The organism is Polaromonas sp. P1_F2 (assembly GCF_056405735.1).
In genome coordinates this window covers 301,774-317,351 of sequence record NZ_JBFUBN010000003.1, presented here as the reverse complement: position 1 = coordinate 317,351, position 15,578 = coordinate 301,774, and the positions used below count along the sequence as shown (strand labels likewise).

The 15,578-nt window shown below is 69.9% G+C and carries 16 protein-coding genes; 15 read left to right on the top strand and 1 reads right to left on the bottom strand.

The genetic code is table 11. The annotated features are described in order from the left end of the window. Positions 1–46: 46 nt before the first annotated feature. Entirely contained in the window at positions 47–940 is an 894-nt protein-coding gene (locus AC1D0O_RS08480; RefSeq protein WP_477653094.1) for a LysR family transcriptional regulator, read from the bottom strand. A gap of 274 nt (positions 941–1,214) precedes the next feature. Here AC1D0O_RS08480 and AC1D0O_RS08475 point away from each other — a divergent pair, with 274 nt between their 5' ends. The 15 genes from AC1D0O_RS08475 (at position 1,215) to AC1D0O_RS08405 (ending at position 15,571) form a co-directional block, all read left to right on the top strand. Then, a complete protein-coding gene (locus AC1D0O_RS08475) occupies positions 1,215–2,003 on the top strand; it encodes a beta-ketoacyl synthase chain length factor (RefSeq protein ID WP_477653093.1) in 789 nt (262 codons plus the stop codon). Beyond that, a complete protein-coding gene (locus AC1D0O_RS08470) occupies positions 1,996–2,787 on the top strand; it encodes a lysophospholipid acyltransferase family protein (RefSeq protein WP_477653092.1) in 792 nt (263 codons plus the stop codon). Before AC1D0O_RS08475 ends, AC1D0O_RS08470 begins: the two co-directional genes overlap by 8 nt. After that, positions 2,762–3,034 (top strand): phosphopantetheine-binding protein, encoded by a 273-nt coding sequence (locus tag AC1D0O_RS08465; protein WP_477653091.1) that lies wholly within the window; start codon positions 2,762–2,764, stop codon positions 3,032–3,034. The genes AC1D0O_RS08470 and AC1D0O_RS08465 overlap by 26 nt, the downstream gene beginning before the upstream one ends. Before the next feature lie 22 nt (positions 3,035–3,056). Then, entirely contained in the window at positions 3,057–3,320 is a 264-nt protein-coding gene (locus AC1D0O_RS08460; protein ID WP_477653090.1) for an acyl carrier protein, read from the top strand. A gap of 252 nt (positions 3,321–3,572) precedes the next feature. Beyond that, positions 3,573–4,151 (top strand): COG4648 family protein, encoded by a 579-nt coding sequence (locus AC1D0O_RS08455; RefSeq protein ID WP_477653089.1) that lies wholly within the window; start codon positions 3,573–3,575, stop codon positions 4,149–4,151. 5 nt (positions 4,152–4,156) lie between these two features. Beyond that, positions 4,157–5,935, top strand: a complete 1,779-nt coding sequence (locus tag AC1D0O_RS08450; protein ID WP_477653088.1) for an AMP-binding protein — start codon at positions 4,157–4,159, stop codon at positions 5,933–5,935. Next, positions 5,928–6,668, top strand: a complete 741-nt coding sequence (locus AC1D0O_RS08445) for a glycosyltransferase family 2 protein (RefSeq protein WP_477653087.1) — start codon at positions 5,928–5,930, stop codon at positions 6,666–6,668. Before AC1D0O_RS08450 ends, AC1D0O_RS08445 begins: the two co-directional genes overlap by 8 nt. Further along, complete coding sequence (locus AC1D0O_RS08440) at positions 6,668–7,663, top strand: LpxL/LpxP family acyltransferase (RefSeq protein ID WP_477653086.1); 996 nt, start codon at positions 6,668–6,670, stop codon at positions 7,661–7,663. The genes AC1D0O_RS08445 and AC1D0O_RS08440 overlap by 1 nt, the downstream gene beginning before the upstream one ends. Beyond that, positions 7,653–9,197: an HAL/PAL/TAL family ammonia-lyase gene (locus AC1D0O_RS08435; RefSeq protein WP_477653085.1), complete on the top strand. Its 1,545-nt coding sequence runs from the start codon at positions 7,653–7,655 to the stop codon at positions 9,195–9,197. Before AC1D0O_RS08440 ends, AC1D0O_RS08435 begins: the two co-directional genes overlap by 11 nt. Continuing rightward, entirely contained in the window at positions 9,190–9,633 is a 444-nt protein-coding gene (locus AC1D0O_RS08430) for an acyl-CoA thioesterase (protein ID WP_477653084.1), read from the top strand. The genes AC1D0O_RS08435 and AC1D0O_RS08430 overlap by 8 nt, the downstream gene beginning before the upstream one ends. Next, the gene (locus AC1D0O_RS08425; RefSeq protein ID WP_477653083.1) at positions 9,630–10,259 is read left to right on the top strand and encodes a LolA family protein; all 630 of its coding nucleotides are present in this window, start codon (positions 9,630–9,632) and stop codon (positions 10,257–10,259) included. The genes AC1D0O_RS08430 and AC1D0O_RS08425 overlap by 4 nt, the downstream gene beginning before the upstream one ends. After that, on the top strand, positions 10,256–12,601 hold the full coding sequence (locus tag AC1D0O_RS08420) for an MMPL family transporter (protein WP_477653082.1): 2,346 nt from the start codon (positions 10,256–10,258) through the stop codon (positions 12,599–12,601). Before AC1D0O_RS08425 ends, AC1D0O_RS08420 begins: the two co-directional genes overlap by 4 nt. Next, complete coding sequence (locus tag AC1D0O_RS08415) at positions 12,598–13,839, top strand: NAD(P)/FAD-dependent oxidoreductase (protein WP_477653081.1); 1,242 nt, start codon at positions 12,598–12,600, stop codon at positions 13,837–13,839. The genes AC1D0O_RS08420 and AC1D0O_RS08415 overlap by 4 nt, the downstream gene beginning before the upstream one ends. Beyond that, positions 13,827–14,387, top strand: coding sequence for a DUF3261 domain-containing protein (locus AC1D0O_RS08410; protein WP_477653080.1), 561 nt, complete (start codon positions 13,827–13,829; stop codon positions 14,385–14,387). Before AC1D0O_RS08415 ends, AC1D0O_RS08410 begins: the two co-directional genes overlap by 13 nt. Next, positions 14,384–15,571: a beta-ketoacyl-ACP synthase gene (locus tag AC1D0O_RS08405; RefSeq protein ID WP_477653079.1), complete on the top strand. Its 1,188-nt coding sequence runs from the start codon at positions 14,384–14,386 to the stop codon at positions 15,569–15,571. The genes AC1D0O_RS08410 and AC1D0O_RS08405 overlap by 4 nt, the downstream gene beginning before the upstream one ends. Positions 15,572–15,578 lie beyond the last annotated feature (7 nt).

Sequence of the window (15,578 nt, the reverse complement as noted above, 5' to 3'; positions counted from 1 at the left end):
CTCCCCGGGGGCCGCATGCGCATCACGCATGGGCGCATGCGAATCGTCAGTTCGTACTTGCAGCCCAGATCTTCTGCACCAGCTCATTGCGCGGACTGCGGTTGCGGTACAGCCGTATCTCGAAGCGCACGGCCAGCGCCTGCGGGTCGGCGGCGACCAGCCGGCCGCTGCGCAGGTCCTCGCCGACCAGGCCGCGCGGCAGCCAGGCCAGGCCCACGCCCTGCAGGGCCTGCTCATGCAGGGATTCGGCGAAGTCGGACTCGGTCACGGTGTACAGGAAGAACTCGCGCGCATCGCGGCTCAGCCCGTCCTGCAGGACCTGGCTGAGCGCCAGCGTGGGCGCATAACCGAGCACACGCGCCGGTTCGCGCGCGCTGCCGGGCAGGGCATGCAGCGCCTGCCCGTCGGGGCGCGGCGCGCTCACGGCCACCAGCTCCTCGGTGCCCAGGGTCAGGCCCTCGAAAGCCTGGTCGTCCAGCCGCATGGGCAGGCGCGGGTGCGTGAAGGACAGCAGGAAGTCGGCCGCGCCCTGCTCCAGCGCGGTGGCGCCTTCGTGGATGGAGCCCGTGAGTATGCGCAGGCGGAACTCGCCGGCGCCGCGCTTCACGCGCGCCAGCCAGGCGGGCACGGTGGTGCGCGACAGCGTGCGGCCGGTCGCCAGGGTGACCCAGTCAAGGCCGCCCTGCGCATGGCGTATGCGGGCGCGCACGTCGCCCAGGCCGTCCACGGCGCGGCGCGCCACCGGCAGCAGTTCTTCCCCGGCGGCCGTGAGCGCCAGGGGCACGACGGCGCGGTTGACCAGGTCGGCGCCGGCCCAGAGCTCCAGCGCGCGCACCCGGCGCGAGAACTGCGGCTGGGTCACGTGGCGCAGCTCGGCGGCCCGCGAAAAGCTGCGTTCGCGTGCCAGGGCGATGAAGTCTTCCAGCCATTTATGGTCCACGGCAGCACCTTGTTGGGAAAATGAAACGATGGTATCGCCTGGGCTTGCAAAAAACGCTGCGGGTTTGGCTACTGGTTTTCCCCCGATTCGCTTCGATTTACCTCTGGCGGAAGCCGCCAAACTGTGGGTAAAAGGCGTCAAGGCCCCGCTTGTGCCTGTGTAAAATCGTCCAAAACACAAGAGGGCCCGGGTATGCGGGGCCACAAGGGGGGCACGGTGAATGGTTTGTGATCGGCCCGGTCAGTCATTGAGGTCATCCACCCACGAGTCAGTTTTGCGCTTCGAATTCATCCTTCTTGAATGGTCGGCCTATGCCGACGGCCTCACCCGTCATGACGACTGGCTCCGGTGGGCCAAAGGCTTTCCCCAGCTTCCCCGGCCCCTGGTGGAGGCCGTGCCCCCGCTCACCGAAATGCCCGCCATGATGCGGCGCCGCGTCGACCGCCTGGGCCGCCTGGCCTGCCAGGTCGCCTACTGGTGCCAATCCCCCGCCGGCGCGCCCATGGTGTTCGCCTCGCGTTATGGCGACGCCACCCGCTCCCTGGCGCTGCTCGGCGACCTGGTGCAGGGCCAGCCGCTGTCGCCGGCCGGCTTCGGCCTCTCGGTGCACAACGCCGTTTCGGCCCTCTATTCCATCGCCCAGGGCCATACCGGCAACACCGTGGTGGTGGCGGGCGGCCGCGCCAGCGTCGCGGCGGCGCTGACCGAAGCCGCCGCCCTGCTGGCCGACGGCGCGCCCGAGGTGCTGGTGGTGTATTACGAAGCCCCGCTGCCGGACAGCTATGCCGGGTTTGAGGACGAGCCCGCCTGCGAATACGCCTGGGCCTGGCGCGTGGCCCGTCCGGGACATCCAGACGAGGCCGATTCACCGGCACTAAGCCTGGAACTCTGTGAAGGTGAAGCCGACGGCCTCGCCGATCCCGGCACCGCGGGCTGGCCCGCCGGCCTGGCGGTATTGCGCCACCTGCTCCAGTCCATAGACCCTGAGGAAAGCGCCGCCCCCGCAGCGCTGCTGCGCCATGACAGGGCCGGCACATGCTGGCGCTGGAGCGCCCATGCTTAGGCGCCTGAATTACGCCTGGCGCCTGTTCGCGACCGCGCTGAGTTTTACCTGCTTCGGGCTGGGCGGGCTGCTGTTGTGGATCGTGGTATTTCCGGCGCTGTCGCTGTTCATCCGCGACCGCCGGCGCCTGTCGCTCACGGCGCGCTGGGTCATCCACCAGTCCTTCCGCGCTTTCGTGGGCCTGATGCACCGGCTGGGCATCTTCAGCTACGAGACGCACGGCCTCGAAAAGCTCGATCGCCAGGGCCTGCTGGTGCTGGCCAACCATCCTTCGCTGATCGACGTGGTCTTCCTGATCTCGTTCATCGCGCGGGCCGACTGCGTCGTCAAGGCCGCACTGGCGGCCAACCCCTTCACGCGCGGGCCGGTGCTGGCCGCGGGTTTTATCTGCAACAACGGCGGCCCGGCGATGGTGGAAGACAGCGTGGCCTCGCTGCGCGCGGGCAACAACCTGATCATCTTTCCCGAAGGCACGCGCACCCCGGTCAACGGCGCGCCCGGCAAGCTCCAGCGCGGCGCCTCCAATGTGGCGGTGCGCGGCAAGGTGGACGTGACGCCGGTGCTGATCCAGTGCAGCCCCTCCATGCTCGCCAAGGGTGTTCCCTGGTGGCGCATTCCGGCGCGCCGCCCGCATTTCCGCATCGAGGTGCGTGACGACATGCCCATCGCTTCCCTGGTGGACAGCCGCGACAGCGAGGCCCTGGCCGCGCGGCGCCTGACCGAACACCTGGCCGACTATTTCACCACGGAGACACGCAGTGACCCAAGACACGCAAACGCTTGAGAGCGAGATCAAGGAGCTGATCATCAGCGCCCTGGCCCTCGAGGACCTGACGCCCGATGACATCGACGCCGCCGCGCCGCTGTTCGTCAAGGGCCTGGGGCTGGACTCCATCGACGCCCTCGAACTGGGGCTGGCCCTGCAGCGGCGCTACGGCGTCAGCGTCTCGGCCGACTCCGAGGAGACACGCAACTATTTTTCCAGCGTGCAGGCGCTCGCGGCCTTCGTCGGCTCGCAGCGCACGCGTTGAACTCATTCGCAAGGACGCCATCATGACCAAAAACGAAATATTCCAGCGCATCGTGACCATTCTTGTGGAGACCTTCGGCATCGAAGCCGAGCGCATCGTGCCCGAAGCCCGCCTGCGCGACGACCTGGACATCGACAGCATTGACGCGGTCGACCTCATGGTGCAGCTCAAGCCGCTGGTGGGGCAAAGGCTGCAGCCCGAAGCCTTCAAGACGGTGCGCACCGTGAGCGACGTCGTCGACGCCCTGCACAAGCTGACGGCGGGGCACGAGGCGGCTGATGCATAGGGACTGCCGTCATATAAATCGCCCCCGCGCTGGGGCTGCAAGGGGTGCGGCGCCAGGCGCAGACCGCCGGCCGGGGTCGCCCCCCCGGTCAAGGGCTGCAACAACGCGCAGTGCCCCTTGCAGCCCCAGCCCTACGGGTGGTACCCGCAAAAGGCCGCACTCGTCGTTGCGAAGCCTTGCCGGGGGCCTACCCCGGCTTCATTTCGCGCCTAGATTGCAGCCTTTTGCGGGTGCCACGCGGGGGCGATTTATATGACGGCAGTCCCTAGGCGCATCGCCGGCGTGCTGCTGGCGCTTGTCACGCTGGCCTATCCGCTGATTGTTTACCTCAGCCTGGGCCGGCTCGAGCCGCGCTGGCTGGCCTTGCTGCTGCTGGGCCTGGCGCTGGCGCGCCTGGTGGTGAGCCGCACGGCGGTCACCTGGGGTTTTGCCGCCGGCGCCCTGCTGCTGGCCGTCTTCAGCTGGGCCGGCAATGCGTGGATGCCGCTCAAGCTCTACCCGGTGGTCGTCAGCGCCGTGCTGCTCGCGCTGTTTGCCGCCAGCCTGGCCTACCCGCCCAGCGCCATAGAACGTTTTGCGCGCCTGCGCGAGCCCGAGCTGCCGCCTGAAGCCGTGGCCTACACGCGGCGCGTGACGCAGGTGTGGTGCCTGTTCTTCATCTTCAACGGCGCCATGGCATTCGCCACGGCGCTGTGGGCCAGCGATGCGGCCTGGACGCTGTACAACGGCCTGGTCTCTTACTGCCTCATCGGCGTGCTGATGGCCGCGGAGTGGCTGGTTCGCCGCCGCGTGCGCGCCCGCATCGCCGCGGCGAACAGCGCGCAAGGCTGACGGGCATGGCCGACTGGTGGTCCCTGAGCGAGCTCGCCTGCCGCCCGCCGGATGCGCGGCGCCGGGTGGCGCTGCGCGCCGACGGCGGGCATCTGTCGCATGCCGACCTGCTCCACAGGGTGGCGTGCTGGCAAGCGGCGTTCTCCGCGCGGCCCGAGTCCCATTGCGCCATTTACTTCAACGATCCCTTCGAGTTCACGGCGGCGCTGCTGGCAGTCTGGCACCTGGGCAAAACCGCGGTGCTGCCCGGCGACGACCGGCCCGACACGCTCAGCACCCTGCTGGAGGCCGGCTACCTGCTGGCCGGCGACCTGCCCGGCGCGCTGCAGGCCAGCACTGAATCCCAAGCACCGGCGACGGCCCGCCAGCCCCTGGACCTCTCCACCGCGCGCCTGCGGCTTTACACCTCGGGATCGCAAGGCCGTCCCGAAGCCATCGACAAACGCCTGGACCAGCTGGCGTCCGAGGTGGGCGCACTCGAAGAAGCCTTGGGGCAGCGGCTGGACGACGGCGCGCCCACGGTGTGGGCGACGGTGTCGCACCAGCACATCTACGGCCTGCTGTTCCTGGTGCTGTGGCCGCTGGCCGCCGGCCGGCCCTTCGGCTTGCGCCGGCTGCTGTATCCCGAAGACCTGGCCGCCTGCCTGGGCGCCCAGCCGTCCATCCTGGTGTCCACCCCGGCCCACCTCAAGCGCCTGGCCGAGCCGCCGGACTGGCAGCAGGCCCGGCAGCAGCTGCGCGCCGTCTTTTCCTCGGGTGGTCCCCTGCCCTTTGAGGTTTCCCAATCCGCGGCCGTGATCCTGGGCCGCGCGCCCATCGAGGTCTTCGGCAGCTCGGAAACCGGCGGCATCGCCTGGCGCCAGAGCACCGCCGCGGACCAGCCCTGGCAGCCGTTTGCCGACGTGCAGTGGCGCCTGGACGGCGAATGCCTGGCCGTGCAGTCGCCGCGCCTGCCCGACACCGCGTGGTGGACCACCAGCGACCGCGCCGCGCCGGCCGGCGCCGGCAGCTTCCGCCTGCTGGGCCGTGTCGACCGCATCGCCAAGATCGAGGAAAAACGCGTCTCGCTCAGCGCGGTCGAGCAGTTGCTGCTGAAGACGCCCTGGGTGCAGGAAGCCAGAGCGCTGGTGGTCGACACCGCCGTGGGCGCCCGCGTGGGCGTAGTGGCGGTGCTCACGCCGGCGGGCCGCGCGCACGAAGGCCTGGGCCGGCGCGCCCTGCTCGAGTCGCTGCGCGAGGCCTTGTCCAGCGGCGTGGAGGCCCTGGCCATCCCGAGGCGCTGGCGCTTTGTGGAGGCCCTGCCGGTCAATGCGCAGGGCAAATCGCCGGAAGCGCTGCTCGCGGCGCTCTTCGCACCGCAAGCGCCCACGGCACGCCCCGAAATGCCGGCCGTGCAATGGCTGGAGCGCGGCGACACCGATGCGCTGGCCACGCTGGACATCCACGCGGGCCTCACGGTGTTCGACGGCCATTTCGAGGTCGCATCAATCTTGCCGGGCGTCGCGCAGCTGGACTGGGCGCTGTCGCTGGGGCGCGAATGTTTCGCCCTGCCGCAACACTTTGTGCGCCTGGAAGCCCTCAAGTTCGTGCGGCCGGTGCAGCCCGGCACGGCCCTGTACATGGCCTTGCAGTTCAAGCCCCGGCTGGCCGACGCGAGCCTGTGCAGCCTGAGCTTTCGCCTGTATTCGCATGAGGGCGCGGACGACGCCGGCACCGCCACCCTGAACGAGCATGCCAGCGGCCGCGCGGTCTGGTCCTATGAGCCGGGAGCCATCAATGCATAAGGCGGTGGCCGTGATCCCCTGCTACAACCACCCGCAAACCATAGGCACCATGGTGGCCGCGGTGCGCGCCCACGGCCTGGAAGTGGTGGTGGTCGATGACGGCAGCGACGCGGCCTGCGCCAAAGTGCTGGATGAACTCGCCGCGCTGCACGGCGCCGGCATGGTGCTGCTGAGGCTGGGCCACAACCAGGGCAAGGGCGGCGCGATGATGGCGGGCCTGCGGCATGCGCTGTCGCTTGGCTACACCCATGCGCTGCAGATCGACGCCGACGGCCAGCACGAAGCCGCCGACATTCCCCGATTTCTCGCAGCCTCGGCAAGCCACCCCGATGCCGTGGTCTGCGGCGTTCCCATTTATGACGAGTCCGTTCCCAAGGCCAGGCTGTATGGGCGCTACGCGACCCACGTCTGGGTCTGGATCAACACCCTGTCGCTGGACATCGCCGACTCCATGTGCGGCTTTCGCGTCTACCCGCTGGCGCCCGTCGTGAAGCTGTTCAACCAGGCCCGCCTGGGGCGGCGCATGGATTTCGATTCCGAACTGCTGGTGCGCCTGCACTGGCGCGGCGTGCGCATCGTCAACCTGCCGACGCGGGTGCGCTACCCGGCCGACGGCGTGTCGCATTTTCAGCTGGTGCGCGACAACCTGCTGATCTCCGGCATGCATGCGCGCATGCTGGCCGGCATGCTGCTTCGCCTGCCAGTGCTGCTGTGGCGCAAGGTCGCATCGTGATGCAGCCCTCCATCGCCCCCGCCGCCGCGCCGCACTGGGCCAGCCTGGGCGAACATACCTTCGTCGCCGGCGTGCGGCTGCTGTTCTGGGTCTACCGCGTGCTGGGGCGCCTGCCCTTTCGCATCTGCCTGTACCCGGTGGTGGTGTATTACTGGGCGACGCGCGGCGATGCGCGGCGCGCCTCGCTGGACTACCTGCAAAAACTCGAGGCGGCCACCGGCAGCCTGGGCCATGCGCCCGCCTGGCGCGACACCCTGCGGCATTTCCTGGCCTTTGCCGACGCCATCCTTGACAAGCTGCTGGCCGTGAGCGGCGGCATCACGCAGGCCAGCCTTCGCACGGAAGGCGAGCAGGGCCTGCTGGCCCTGGCCGCCCAGGGCCGGGGCGCGGTGATCGTCACCGGCCACCTCGGCTGCATGGAGCTGTGCCGCATCAGCGCCGAACGGCATCGCGGCGTGCGGCTCAACGTGCTGGTGCACACGCGGCACGCGGAGCGCTTCAACCGCATCCTGCGGCAGCTGCACCCGGACAGCGAAGTGCGTTTCATCCAGGTGACCGAAGTCAACCCGGCCACCGCCATGCTGCTGGCCGACAAGGTGGCGCAGGGCGAGTTTGTCGCCATCGCCGGCGACCGCGTGCCGGTGCGCCAGAGCATGGCTGTGCCGGCCCGCTTCCTGGGCCATGAGGCGCAATGGCCGGTCGGCCCGTATGTGCTGGCCGCGCTGCTCAAGTGCCCGCTGTATGCCATGGCCTGCGTGCGAGAAACCGGCGTGCAAGGCAGCGGCTACGTCCTGCGCGTGCATTGCCTGGCCGAGCAGGTGGCGCTGCCCCGCAATGCCCGCCGCGAGGCGATGGCCGCCCATGCGCAGCAATTCGCCGGCTGGCTCGAAGTGCTGTTGGCGCGCGCGCCGCTGGCCTGGTTCAATTTTTTCCCCTTCTGGGCGCAGGCCATTCCGCCGCGCACCGCACAACCTGATCGCGACCATGACCGTTGAACATTTGGACCCCGTGATTTTTGACGGCCGGCGCCTAGACGTGGAAGACGTTGTCGCGCTGTCGACGCGCGCCCGCCCTGCGGCGCTGGGCCAGGCCCCGGCCTTTCGCGAGCGCATCGTGCGCGGCGCGGCTTTCCTGGACCGCCTGCTGCGCGAGGACGGCGTGGTCTACGGCGTGACCACCGGCTACGGCGATTCCTGCACCGTCAGCATCCCGCCCGAGCTGGTGGCCGAACTGCCGCACCACCTCTACACCTTCCACGGCATAGGCGCGGGCCGCTGGCTGACGCCCGAAGAAACCCGCGCCGTGCTGGCCGCGCGCCTGGCCTCGCTGTGCCAGGGCGTGTCGGGCGTCAGCTGGGAACTGCTGGTGCAACTCGAGCAGTTGCTGGTACACGACCTGCTGCCGCTGATTCCAGCCGAAGGCTCGGTGGGCGCCAGCGGCGACCTGACGCCGCTCTCCTACGTGGCCGCGGTGCTGTGCGGCGAGCGCGAGGTGCTGTTCGAAGGCCGGCGCCAGCCTGCCGCCGAGGCGCTGGCCCGCATCGGCCTGCAGCCTCTGCGCCTGCGGCCCAAGGAGGCGCTAGCGCTGATGAACGGCACCTCGGTCATGACCGGCCTCGCCTGCCTGGCCTGGGAGCGCGCCGACGGCGTGGCTCGCTTGGCCACGCGGCTCACCGCCTGCAACGTCTGGGCCAGCGACGGCAACGCCCACCACTTCGACGAAACGCTTTTTTCGCTGAAGCCGCACCCGGGGCCGCAATTGGTGGCGCGCCGCCTGCGTGAAGACTTGCTGTCCGACCGGCCGGCCCGCAACGAAAGCCGCTTGCAGGACCGCTATTCGCTGCGCTGCGCGCCGCACGTCATCGGCGTGCTTGAAGACGCGATGCCCTGGCTGCGCCAGCTGATCGAGAACGAGCTCAACAGCGCCAACGACAATCCGCTGATAGAGCCCGACGAGGAGCGCGTGCTGCACGGCGGGCATTTTTACGGCGGCCACATCGCGCTGGCCATGGACACGCTCAAGAACGTGGTCGCCAACGTGGCCGACCTGCTGGACCGCCAGCTCGCGCTGCTGGTGGACACGCGTTTCAACCACGGCCTGCCGGCCAACCTGTCGGCGGCCACCGGGCCGCGCGCGGCCATCAACCACGGCCTGAAGGCGCTGCAGATCAGCGTCTCAGCCTGGACCGCCGAGGCGCTCAAGCAGACCATGCCGGCCTCGGTGTTCTCGCGCTCGACCGAGTGCCACAACCAGGACAAGGTCAGCATGGGCACCATCGCCGCGCGCGACGCGCTGCGCGTGCTGGAGCTGACCGAGCAGGTCGTCGCAGCCCTGCTGATCGCCGCAAGGCAGGCGCTGGCGCTGCGCCTGCCTTTGAGCAAACTGCCGCTGCCCGCGCCGCTGGCCGGCTTCCTCGAACGCCTGTCCAAGGAGATCGCGCTGGTCGAGGAAGACCGCGCGCTGGACGCCGACCTGCAGCGCCTGCTGGCCGGCATGCGCGCGGGGCAATGGAGTCTCTACCATGGCTGAAGCGCCTACACCCAGCCCCGACCTCAGCCACGAAATCGAACTGAGCCCGGCCTTCCATGACCTGGACCCGATGAACATCGTCTGGCACGGCAACTACGTCAAGTACCTGGAGCTGGCGCGCAACGCGCTGATGGCCAAGTTCAATTACGACTACCCGCAGATGCACGAGTCCGGCTACGCCTGGCCCATCGTCGACCTGCGCGTGAAGTACGTCGGCTCGGTGCATTACGGCCAGCGCATACGCATACGCGCGCGCATCGTCGAGTGGGAGAACCGGCTCAAGATCGAGTACCTGATCCTGTGCGCCGAAACCAACGCGCGGCTCAACAAGGCCAGCACCATCCAGGTCGCACTCGACATCAGCACGCGCGAAATGTGCTGGGTCTGCCCGCCGGTGTTGTGGGAACGCCTGGGCGTGAAGGGGCCTGGCGCATGATGCAGCGCCGCGCCTTCCTGACCTTGCTGCCGGCCGGCCTGGCCGCCGTTGGCGGCACCGCCTACGCGCAGAACGCGCCCGAGCTGCTGGCCGAGATAGGCCGGCGCCTGGAAAGCCCCGCCGTGCTGCGCGGCGAGTTCGAGCAGACCAAGACCATCAAGGGTTTCAAGCGCCCGCTGGTGTCCAAGGGCACATTTGTCATGGCCGCGGGCAAGGGCGTGTTGTGGGTCACGGCCCAGCCTTTCGCGTCCACCGTGGTGGTCACGCGCGAACGCCTGATGACGCTGGGCGAAAGCGGCGCCAGCCGCCAGATCGACACGCGCCAGGAACCCGGCCTGAAGGCCGTCAATGAGATGCTGATGGCGCTGCTGGCCGGCGATGTCAAGGCTTTGGCCGAACGCTTCCAGGCCGAGGGCGCGCTGCAGGGCGCGCAGGGCTGGCGCCTGGCGCTCAAGCCGCGCGACGCCAACCTGGCCGGCTTCATCACGCGCATAGAACTCGAAGGCAGCCGCCACGTCGACAGCGTGAACCTGTACGAGGCTTCGGGCGACGCCAGCCGCATCCGCTTTTTCAAGCACGCGGCGTCCAGCCTGAGCCCGTCCGAAGCCGGGCGTTTCGGCCCATGAAGTTTCCCGCTCGCCTGGGCACTCCGCAGTGGCTGGCACTCGCCTGGCTGCTGGTGGTGGCCGCCATAGGCTGGCACCAGTGGCAGTTCTGGCAAGCGCCGCGGCTGGACACCGACGTCTTCGCGCTGCTGCCCCAGGATGACAAAGCCCCGGTCGCGCAGCGCGCCATGCGCCAGCTCGGCGAGCAGGGCGAGCGCCGTGTGGTGGTGATGCTGGGCGCGCCCGACTGGCGCAGCGCCCAGGACGCGGCCGCACGCTTTGACGCGTCCGTGGCGGCCGCCCATGCCGGCCTGCGCCGCGCGGGCGACGGCAGCGCGGCCACGCAGTCGCTGGATTTTTACCGTCCCTGGCGCGATGCGCTGCTCACCGACGGCCAGCGCGAGGAGCTGCGCAAGCCGGACACCTCCATCCTGGCCGCGCAGGCGCTGGAGCGGCTGCACGGCCTGAACACCGGCCAGCCCACGGCCTGGCTAGCCGACCCGCTGGGCCTGTGGACCGCCTGGTGGTCGCAGCGCGCGGGCCTCACGGCGGCACGGCCGCGCGACGGCCTGCTGTGGGTGGCCGACCCGGACGGCAAACGCGACTGGGCGGTGCTGCTGTATGAAACCGAGGGCTCGGCCTTTCGCCTCGACGGCGAGCGCCGCTGGGGCGATGCGCTGGACGCGGCCGGCCGGGCGGCGGCCGCAGCCGGGCCGGTCACCATGCTGCGCGCGGGCGTGCCCCTGCATGCCGAAGCCGGCGCGGCCCAGGGCAACCGCGAAATGAACACCATAGGCTGGGGTTCGCTGGCGGCCGTCATCGCGCTGGTGTGGTGGGCCTTCCGGGCGCTGCGGCCCGTGGCGCTGATCGCGGTGTCGCTGCTGGTCGGCTGCGCCGCAGCGCTGTCCGTCACGGTGTGGGTGTTCGGCCAGGTGCATTTGCTGACGCTGGTGTTCGGCGCCAGCCTGGTCGGCGTGGCCGAGGATTTCGGCATCCACTATTTCACTTCGCGGCTGGCTTCGCCCGGCACCGCGCGCTGGCCGCTGATGAAACACCTGCTGCCCGGGCTGGCGCTGGCGCTGCTGACCAGTGTGCTCGGCTACCTGGTGCTGGCCGTCGTGCCCTTTCCGGGCCTGCGGCAGATGGCGGTGTTCTCGTCCGTGGGGCTGGTCGCCGCCTTCCTCACCGCCGTGTGCTGGTTTCCCGCGCTGGACCGAGGCACGCTGCGCGGCAGCCGCATGGCGGGCGCGGTGGCCGCCAACCTGGCGCGCTGGCCTGCACTCAAGGGACGCGGGCTGTGGGCCCTGCTGGTGCTCTTTACCCTGCTGTGCGCCTGGGGCGTCTCCCGCCTGCAGGCCAACGATGACCTGCGCCAGCTGCAGTCCTCGCCGCCGGAGCTGATCAAGGACCAGATCGAGGTCAGCCGCCTGCTGCAGATACCGAGCCCGGCGCAGTTTTTTGTGGTGCGCGGCGCCACGCCCGAGGCCGTGCTGCAGCGCGAAGAAGCGCTCAAGGAGAAGCTGCGGCTCGATGCGGCCAAGGTGGGCAAGCCTGCGCTCAGCGCCGTCTCCGACTGGGTGCCGTCCGCCGCGCGGCAGGCCGACAACCGCCGCCTGAGCACCGAGGCCGAGCAGCAGGTGCTGCGCAAGGTCAGCCAGGCCCTGGGCGAAGACCTGCAACGCCCGGCCTTCAACCCAGCGCCGCTGGAGCTGCAGGCCTGGCTGGCCAGCCCCGCATCCGCCGCGGCGCGTGCCCAATGGCTGGGACAGGTGGACGGCGGCTATGCCAGCGCCGTGCTGATACGCGGCCTGGCCAACCGGGCCCAGGCCGAAGCGCTGCATGCGCTCGGCGAACAGGTCGAAGGCGTGCACTGGGTGGACCGGGCCGGCGACATGTCGGGCTTGCTGGGGCGCTTTCGCGTCACCATGGGCTGGCTGCTGCTGGTGGGGCATGTGGTGGTATGGTCGGCCATGGCCCTGCGCTTCGGGCGCTCGGCCTGGCGCGCCTGGCTGCCGACCGCGCTGGCTTCGCTGGGTTGCCTGGCCGCGCTGGGCTGGCTGGGCGAGCCTTTCCAGCTCTTCAATTTGCTGGCGCTGATGCTCTTGCTGGGCATGGGCGTCGACTACGGGATTTTCCTGCTCGAGCACCAGGGCGAGGACCAGGGCCACGCCTGGCTGGCCGTGCTGCTGGGCGCGCTCAGCACCGGCCTGTCCTTCGGCCTGCTGGCCCTGTCCGCGACGCCGGCCCTGCATGCCTTCGGGCTGACCTTGCTGATAGGGCTGGCGCTGGTATGCCTGCTTGCGCCGCTTTTTCGATTACACAAGCCCCACCCCAACGCTATCCCCAACCCAAGGCAGGCATGACACAAGTACAACAAGAACACACGGACATCCTGATCATCGGGGCCGGCCCGGCGGGCGCGGTGGCCGCGGGCCTGCTGCGCCAGCAGGGGCGGCAAGTGTTGATCCTTGAGCGTGAGCAGTTCCCGCGCTTTTCCATCGGCGAGAGCCTGCTGCCGCAAAGCATGGAATACATCGAGGCGGCGGGCATGCTGCGGGCCGTCGTCGAGGCCGGCTTCCAGTACAAGAACGGCGCGGCCTTCACCTGCGGCGACCGGCACACCGAATTCGACTTCCGCGACAAGTTTTCGCAAGGCTGGGGCACCACCTACCAGGTGCAGCGCGCCCGCTTCGACGAGGTGCTGGCGAACGAAGCGGCCCGCCTGGGCGCCGAAGTCCGCTACCGCCACGAGGTGCTGGCGGTGGACGTGGCCGGCGAGCGGCCCAGCGTGCAGGTGAGGGGCGCCGACGGACGCACCTATGGCGTGGCGGCCAACTTCCTGCTGGACGCCAGCGGCTTCGGCCGCGTGCTGCCCCGGCTGCTGGGCCTGGAATACCCCTCGGGCTTTCCCACGCGCGGCGCCATCTTCACGCACGTGCAGGACAACGTTCCGGCCGGCGTGGGTTTTGACCGGCAAAAAATCCTGGTCACCGTGCACCCCGAGCATTGCGACGTCTGGTACTGGACCATTCCGTTTTCCGACGGCCGCTGCTCCCAGGGCGTGGTCGCGCGCACCGAGTTCCTCGCGCAATACAAGGGCAGCGACACGGAGCGCCTGCAGGCCCTCGTGAGCGAGGCGCCAGGCCTGCGCACCCTGTTCGCGAATGCGGTCTGGGACACCCCGGCGCGCAGCATCACGGGCTACTCGGCCAACGTCAAGTCGCTGTGGGGCAAGAACTACGCCCTGCTTGGCAATGCCGGCGAGTTCCTGGACCCGGTGTTTTCCAGCGGTGTGACCATCGCCTTCAAGTCGGCCAGCCTCGCGGCCGCCTGCCTGAAGCGCCAGGCGGCGGGCGAAACCGTCGACTGGGAAAGCGACTACGCGCGCCCGCTCAAGGCCGGCGTGGACACCTTCCGGGTGTTCGTCGAGTCCTGGTACGCCGGCGGCTTCCAGAAAGTCATCTTCCATGAAAACGCCAGCCCCGAGATACGCCGCATGATCTCGTCCATCCTGGCCGGCTACGCCTGGGACACCGGCAACCCCTATGTCGCCGAGTCCAAGCGTCGGCTCGCCGTGCTGGAGGAACTGTGTTCGGCCTGAAGCACCTTGCCGCCGTGCTCGCCGCCGCCATGCTGGCGGGCTGCGCGTCTTCGCCGTCCTCGCCATCGGCCGCCACGCCGCTGCTGCGGCTGGCGCCGGCATCGCTGGGCCGCGAACTCGCGGTGGTGCAGCGGCTCGACATCCAGGCCGCGGGCCAACTACGTTCACTGGACGTGGCGCTCGAAGTCGACGCGCAGTCGGTGCGCATGGCCTTCCTGCAGCTGGGCCAGACCGTGGCGCGGCTTGAATGGGACGGCCGGCAGCTCGAGCAAAGCCTGGCGCCGGGCTGGCCCAGGGTGGTCAGCGCCGAGCGCGTGCTCAGCGACTTGCAGCTGGTCTGGTGGCCGGCCGAGGCCGTGCGCGCGGGACTGGCGCCGGGCTGGCAACTGGCCGAGTCGCCGCAAACGCGCGAGTTGAGCCATGACGGCCGTGTGCGGGTGTCGGTGCGCAAGCTTGCGCCTGAACACGTCGAACTGGTCCAGCATGCCGAAGGCTATACCGTGCAGATCCATACCCGCGGCGCATCGCCGGTTTTCTCCACGCCATGAACACCCCGATCTACCTTCACCCTCCCGGCCTGGTCTGCGCACTGGGCCACGGCATACCGCAGGTGCGCGAAGCGCTGTGGCACGCGGCCGGCCCCGGCGGGCTGGTGCAGACCGAGCGCTATTCGCCGGGACGCAGCCTGCCGCTGGGCGAAGTCCAGGCGGCCCTGCCCAGCCTGGACCATGCCGCGCCGCAGTTCCGCGTGCGCAACAACGCCATTGCCTTGCTGGCCCTGGCCGGCATACGCCCGGCCGTGGAGGCCGCGATCAACCGCTTCGGCCCCTCGCGTGTCGCCGTCGTTGTCGGCACCAGCACCTCGGGCCTGGTCGAGGGCGAGGCAGCGCGCGCGCTCCATGAGCGCAGCGGCACCTGGCCCGCGGGCTTCAGCTATGCCCAGCAGGAACTCGGCAACCTCGCCGATTTCCTGGCCGCCGAACTCGGCCTCACCGGCATCGCGCACGTCATCTCCACGGCCTGCTCGTCGGGCGCCAAGGCGCTGGCCAGCGGCGCGCGGCTGCTCAACGCCGGCATGGCCGACGCTGTGGTGGCCGGCGGCTGCGACGCGCTGGGCGCTTTCACGGTGGCCGGCTTTTCGGCGCTGGAGTCGGTCTCGGCCGTGCGCTGCAACCCGATGTCGCTGAACCGGCGCGGTATCAACCTGGGTGAAGGCGCGGCGCTGTTCCTGATGACGCGCGAAGAAGCGCCGGTGCGCCTGGCGGGCTGGGGCGAAAGCTCGGACGCCCACCACATGTCGGCGCCCGACCCGGCCGGCCGCGGCGCGATGCGCGCCATGCAGGCCGCCCTGCAGCGCGCCGGCGTGGCGGCTGGCGCGGTGGACTACCTGAACCTTCACGGCACCGCGACGCCGCACAACGACATCATGGAAAGCCTGGCCGTGGCCGAGGTGCTGGGCAGCGGCGTGCCGGTCAGCTCCACCAAACCGCTGACCGGCCATACTCTGGCCGCCGCGGGCGCCGTCGAGGCGGCCTTCAGCTGGCTGACGCTGGTGGACAACCCGCAAGGCCGGCTGCCGCCGCACTGGTGGGACGGCGAGGTGGACCCCGCGCTGGCGCCGCTGCGCCTGGTGGCGCCCGGCGAAAGCCTGGGCCGCGCGCCGCGCCACGTGCTGAGCAACTCCTTCGCTTTCGGCGGCAGCAATGCCAGCGTCCTTCTGGGGAGCAGCTGAATGAGCG

Excerpts from the sequence above, each read along its gene's own strand:
- AC1D0O_RS08415 (WP_477653081.1), top strand. The coding sequence starts at position 12,598 with ATGACACAAGTACAACAAGAACACACGGACATCCTGATCATCGGGGCC.
- AC1D0O_RS08445 (WP_477653087.1), top strand. The coding sequence starts at position 5,928 with ATGCATAAGGCGGTGGCCGTGATCCCCTGCTACAACCACCCGCAAACC.
- AC1D0O_RS08405 (WP_477653079.1), top strand. The coding sequence starts at position 14,384 with ATGAACACCCCGATCTACCTTCACCCTCCCGGCCTGGTCTGCGCACTG.
- AC1D0O_RS08420 (WP_477653082.1), top strand. The coding sequence starts at position 10,256 with ATGAAGTTTCCCGCTCGCCTGGGCACTCCGCAGTGGCTGGCACTCGCC.
- AC1D0O_RS08455 (WP_477653089.1), top strand. The coding sequence starts at position 3,573 with ATGACGGCAGTCCCTAGGCGCATCGCCGGCGTGCTGCTGGCGCTTGTC.
- AC1D0O_RS08440 (WP_477653086.1), top strand. The coding sequence starts at position 6,668 with ATGCAGCCCTCCATCGCCCCCGCCGCCGCGCCGCACTGGGCCAGCCTG.
- AC1D0O_RS08460 (WP_477653090.1), top strand. The coding sequence starts at position 3,057 with ATGACCAAAAACGAAATATTCCAGCGCATCGTGACCATTCTTGTGGAG.
- AC1D0O_RS08430 (WP_477653084.1), top strand. The coding sequence starts at position 9,190 with ATGGCTGAAGCGCCTACACCCAGCCCCGACCTCAGCCACGAAATCGAA.
- AC1D0O_RS08450 (WP_477653088.1), top strand. The coding sequence starts at position 4,157 with ATGGCCGACTGGTGGTCCCTGAGCGAGCTCGCCTGCCGCCCGCCGGAT.
- AC1D0O_RS08470 (WP_477653092.1), top strand. The coding sequence starts at position 1,996 with ATGCTTAGGCGCCTGAATTACGCCTGGCGCCTGTTCGCGACCGCGCTG.
- AC1D0O_RS08435 (WP_477653085.1), top strand. The coding sequence starts at position 7,653 with ATGACCGTTGAACATTTGGACCCCGTGATTTTTGACGGCCGGCGCCTA.
- AC1D0O_RS08425 (WP_477653083.1), top strand. The coding sequence starts at position 9,630 with ATGATGCAGCGCCGCGCCTTCCTGACCTTGCTGCCGGCCGGCCTGGCC.